Here is a 2500-nt window from a genome sequence, read left to right as displayed (position 1 = left end):
GCAAGCTTAAGCCGTTAGGTGTAGGCGCAGCGAAAGCGAGTCTTAATAGGGCGCTTGAGTTAGATGCATTAGACCCGAAACCGAGTGATCTAGGCATGACCAGGTTGAAGGTAAGGTAACACTTACTGGAGGACCGAACCCACACCTGTTGAAAAAGGTCGGGATGAGTTGTGCCTAGGGGTGAAAGGCCAATCAAACTCGGAGATAGCTGGTTCTCTGCGAAATCTATTTAGGTAGAGCGTCATCCGAATACCCCGGGGGGTAGAGCACTGAATGGGTAATGGGGGCCCACAGCCTTACTGATCCTAATCAAACTCCGAATACCCGGGAGTACTAGATGGCAGACACACTGCGGATGCTAACGTCCGTAGTGGAGAGGGAAACAACCCTGACCTACGACTAAGGCCCCTAATTCATGGCTAAGTGGGAAAGCAGGTGGGACGACCAAAACAACCAGGAGGTTGGCTTAGAAGCAGCCATCCTTTAAAGATAGCGTAACAGCTCACTGGTCTAAATAAGTTGTCCTGCGGCGAAGATGTAACGGGGCTCAAGCCATGAGCCGAAGTCTAGGATGCATTTATTGCATGGTAGCAGAGCGTAGTGTGACATAGCACATATCCTCTTCTACATCCTTCGGGATGTAGCGCAGGATAATGTGCTTTCGATGAAGCGGGCGCGTGAGCGATCCCGTGGAGAGATCACTAGTGAGAATGATGACATGAGTAGCGACAAAGAGTGTGAGAGACACTCTCGCCGAAAGTCCAAGGGTTCCTGCTTAAAGCTAATCTGAGCAGGGTAAGCCGACCCCTAAGGCGAGGCCGAAAGGCGTAGTCGATGGGAACCAGGTTAATATTCCTGGGCCAGATGGAAGTGACGGATCGAGAAGATTGTTCACCCTTATTGGATTGGGTGGGCCGTTCATCGGTTCCTGGAAATAGCTCCATCATGAGATCGTACCCTAAACCGACACAGGTGGACTGGTAGAGAATACCAAGGCGCTTGAGAGAACGATGTTGAAGGAACTCGGCAAAATACCTCCGTAAGTTCGCGAGAAGGAGGCCCAGTTTCTACGCAAGTATTGACTGGGGGCACAAACCAGGGGGTGGCGACTGTTTACTAAAAACACAGGGCTCTGCGAAGTCGCAAGACGACGTATAGGGTCTGACGCCTGCCCGGTGCCTGAAGGTTAAAAGGAGGGGTGAGAGCCTCGAATTGAAGCCCAGGTAAACGGCGGCCGTAACTATAACGGTCCTAAGGTAGCGAAATTCCTTGTCGGGTAAGTTCCGACCTGCACGAATGGCGTAACGACTTCCCCGCTGTCTCCAACATCGACTCAGCGAAATTGAATTGCCTGTCAAGATGCAGGCTTCCCGCGGTTAGACGGAAAGACCCCGTGCACCTTTACTACAGCTTCACACTGGCATCAGGCCATGCATGTGCAGGATAGGTGGTGGGCATTGAAACCGGAACGCCAGTTCCGGTGGAGCCTCCCTTGAGATACCACCCTTGCATTGCTTGATGTCTAACCGCGGTCCGTTATCCGGATCCGGGACCCTGTGTGGCGGGTAGTTTGACTGGGGCGGTCGCCTCCTAAAGCGTAACGGAGGCGCGCGAAGGTTGGCTCAGAGCGGTCGGAAATCGCTCGTTGAGTGCAATGGCAGAAGCCAGCCTGACTGCGAGACTGACAAGTCGAGCAGAGTCGAAAGACGGCCATAGTGATCCGGTGGTCCCGAGTGGAAGGGCCATCGCTCAACGGATAAAAGGTACGCCGGGGATAACAGGCTGATACTGCCCAAGAGTCCATATCGACGGCAGTGTTTGGCACCTCGATGTCGGCTCATCTCATCCTGGGGCTGGAGCAGGTCCCAAGGGTACGGCTGTTCGCCGTTTAAAGAGGTACGTGAGCTGGGTTTAGAACGTCGTGAGACAGTTCGGTCCCTATCTGCCGTGGGTGTAGGATACTTGAGAGGAGTTGCCCCTAGTACGAGAGGACCGGGGTGAACGATCCACTGGTGGACCTGTTGTTGCGCCAGCAGCAGTGCAGGGTAGCTATGATCGGACAGGATAACCGCTGAAGGCATCTAAGCGGGAAGCCCCCCTCAAAACAAGGTATCCCTGAGGACCGTGGTAGACCACCACGTCGATAGGCCGGAGATGTAAGTGCAGCAATGCATTCAGTTGACCGGTACTAATGGTCCGATAGGCTTGATTTGATCCAGTAATAGACAGACATCACTGGAACCAAACAAGTCATACACAACACAATCAGTAATACTGACTTGGACAACACCGAATAAGTTTGAATTGCCTAAAGACAATATCAAACTGCTTATCTATTTACTCGGTTTGGTGATCATAGCACGAGTGAAACACCCGGTCCCATTCCGAACCCGGCCGTTAAGCACCGTTGCGCCGATGGTACTGCATCTTAAGGTGTGGGAGAGTAGGGCATCGCCAAACCTAGTAAATAGATAAATAAATAATATCTCTCTAAAACGAT

At 52.3% G+C, this 2500-nt stretch carries 2 rRNA genes (1 of these 2 cut by a window edge); both read left to right on the top strand.

Annotation, left to right across the window (positions count from 1 at the left end):
- A 23S ribosomal RNA gene (locus TA5113_RS08705) occupies nucleotides 1-2213 on the top strand (it extends 618 nt beyond the left edge of the window).
- Nucleotides 2214-2345: 132 nt separating this feature from the next.
- A 5S ribosomal RNA gene (gene rrf / locus TA5113_RS08700) occupies nucleotides 2346-2460 on the top strand.
- Nucleotides 2461-2500: the final 40 nt, after the last annotated feature.

The sequence above is a fragment of the Cognatishimia activa genome (assembly GCF_001458335.1).
GTDB classification, from domain to species: Bacteria; Pseudomonadota; Alphaproteobacteria; order Rhodobacterales; family Rhodobacteraceae; genus Cognatishimia; species Cognatishimia activa.
The sequence above is the reverse complement of the archived record's forward strand: the minus strand, read 5'-3'. Positions and strand labels throughout refer to the sequence as shown.